We start from the raw sequence: 2,430 nt of genomic DNA, 5'->3' as shown, positions 1-2,430 counted from the left end.
TGTTCTTGTCTTATTATTATCATTGCCTGTTATATTGTTTTTTCAAAAATCGTTTGCAAGTTCGAATAAAAATAAAAGGATGAAGATTGCGGTTGGCCTTTCCTTTTGCTACTGTCTGATTGGCCTTACTTTTTTTGGTATTCTAAGAGGTTTTTCCTTAGATGATCTGAAGGTACAGATCATTCATCTTACCTTTGTATTGGTCGTCACTTGGGCATTTACTATGTTAATTGAAAGTATCAGGGAGATTCACAAGCTACGATCAGAAATGCAAAACTCGGAGAAATTACGAGTGATAAGTGAGTTAACAAGTGTTTTCGCTCATGAAATTAGAAATCCAATGCAAGTGACTCGCGGCTTTTTGCAACTTCTAAACGAGCCCGATTTACCTAATGAAAAGAAGGAATATATCCAATTATCCATCGAAGAACTAGATCGTGCAAATGAAATTATTAATGATTTTTTAGCTTTTGGAAAACCTTCCATAGATAACAACAAAAGAATCAACGTAGGTTATCAGTTACAACGTGTAGTCAATATCCTTCAAAGTTACAGCCGGAACCACAATGTTGAGATGAAAACTGATATTCTTGATAATTGTTGGATTGATGCTAATCCTCAAAAATTGAACCAGTCTTTGATTAATATTTTGAAAAATGCGATAGAGTCTATGCCGAATGGTGGAATTGTTTGGATTGCATGTTCTTCAACTGATGATGGATATATAAAAATTAACATTAAGGACCAAGGAATTGGTATGACAAAAAAGCAAATTGATAGACTTGGATCTCCGTTTTATTCCTTAAAGGAAAGTGGGACAGGACTAGGCATGATGGTAAGCTTTCAAATTGTCAGTTCTTTCAAAGGTAAAATTCATGTGAACAGTGAAAAGGATAAGGGAACAGAATTTATTATACTTTTACCACAGATAAACTAAAGGGAGAGAGCAAATACCAAACATCCTAATAAATTCCTTTAAAAAGATAATCTGATGTTTAATAAACAGATTATCTTTTTAAATTGTTAACTGTGGCTTAAGAGACAAGTTTTAATCCTATTGCTGCACCTAAAACCATCGTAATAAAAATAACTCTTCTCCAGTCTTTTGACTCATCATAAAAAAGCATTCCTACTATCGCCCCTCCAGATTGCATATGCTGTCCCCATAGGCAGTGTTCTCATTGCGTAAGCAAGAAACAGAAAACTTCCTCCAAATCCTAAAAATAATGGAACTAAAGATTGCCAATTACGTTCTTTATGCAATTTATTAATCATAGCAACACCAAACATTTCAAATAATCCTGCTATGATTAAAGAAATCCACGCCATTAGAATTCAGCTCCTTCCTGAACATTGTCCTTTGTAACTAATTTCAAGCCAATTACTCCTGCTAATAAAAGTAAAATTAAGAGTAATTTGATTATTTTAAAAGGTTCTCCAAAGAAAATAATTTCGGACAGGACCGTTCCTGCTGTATCCATCCCTACAAAAACGGCATAAACAGTCCTCACTGGAAGTTTACGTCCAGCCATAATCATTAAATAGAAACTGAAAATAATAGAAATAATAGTTCCTGTCCAAGTCCAGAAGTCGTTTGCGTGTTTTAACCCAATAACCCAAAACACTTCAAAAAAAGCAGCAATAAATACTTTAATCCAGGTGGTATTCATTTAAAAATAACCTCCATTTTTATTTTTACTAAAAACAAAAAAAGCCCAAGAGATAACTGTTAAACAGTTTCTCCCAGGCTTTTATCCCGTGACACAGCATAGCTGTGAGTTTTCTTTCGGACCAGACCCAAACTGCGGAACCCTAGAAAACATTTTACTTATACAATTACAATAAATCACACACACATTAAAAATTTATACAAGAATGAAGAATCGATTTTTGTAAAATAGATTAGGAAACACTCGGTATTTCCTCTAAAAAACCGTGTGTTTTTTTATTCTCATATCGTAGTCTGAGAGTATTTTAACCACCTTCACTTACCAGGGTATTGATCATAATTAAAGGTCATGTTTCCCTTAACCCTTTTACATTCATCATGTATTGTAATCATCTTTAAGTATAAATCTCTGGTTTAGACACGAATGAAACTTCTAATACTAGAGATAACTTTAATTCGGTTAGGGCGTTTGATAGGGTGGAGAATTTTTAAGGAGAGATGCAAATTTGGAAACATTTTACCGTACATTTATTGTTTTTGTGGTTGGATATATGTTCTTAAGGTTTACTGGGAAAAAAGCAGTAGCTCAAATGCACTCTTTCGATTTGTTGTATATTCTTGTCCTTACGAACATTATTAGTAGCCCCGTAGAGGTTAATAACATGGGAAAGGCTATTACTTATGCTGGAATCACAGTTATTCTATATAAAATTTTTATCCGTTTATCCCTGAATAATAAATTAAAATGGATCTTATATGAA

Annotated in this window: 2 protein-coding genes and 2 pseudogenes; 2 read left to right on the top strand and 2 right to left on the bottom strand. The window is 33.3% G+C overall.

Features of this window, described 5'->3' with window-relative positions:
* Nucleotides 1–937, top strand: a 937-nt coding sequence (locus V7137_RS30140; RefSeq protein ID WP_335701475.1) for a HAMP domain-containing sensor histidine kinase, incomplete at its 5' end; no start/stop codon positions are given.
* Nucleotides 938–1,034: 97 nt separating this feature from the next.
* Here V7137_RS30140 and V7137_RS30135 read toward each other — a convergent pair.
* A pseudogene (locus V7137_RS30135) lies at nt 1,035–1,329 on the bottom strand (DMT family transporter).
* Complete coding sequence (locus V7137_RS30130) at nt 1,329–1,670, bottom strand: DMT family transporter (RefSeq protein WP_335701474.1); 342 nt, start codon at nt 1,668–1,670, stop codon at nt 1,329–1,331. Before V7137_RS30130 ends, V7137_RS30135 begins: the two are co-directional and overlap by 1 nt.
* Nucleotides 1,671–2,175: 505 nt before the next feature.
* Here V7137_RS30130 and V7137_RS30125 point away from each other — a divergent pair.
* Nucleotides 2,176–2,430, top strand: a pseudogene (locus V7137_RS30125) (hypothetical protein); the annotation flags it as partial.

This window comes from Neobacillus drentensis (genome assembly GCF_036962765.1).
Classification (GTDB): domain Bacteria; phylum Bacillota; class Bacilli; order Bacillales; family Cytobacillaceae; genus Neobacillus; species Neobacillus drentensis_C.
Note: the sequence above shows the minus strand (reverse complement) of the source record. Positions and strands in the feature narration are given on the sequence as shown.

Bases quoted from the DNA above. Each gene is read 5' to 3' on its own strand.
- V7137_RS30130 (WP_335701474.1), bottom strand. From the start codon at position 1,670: ATGAATACCACCTGGATTAAAGTATTTATTGCTGCTTTTTTTGAAGTG.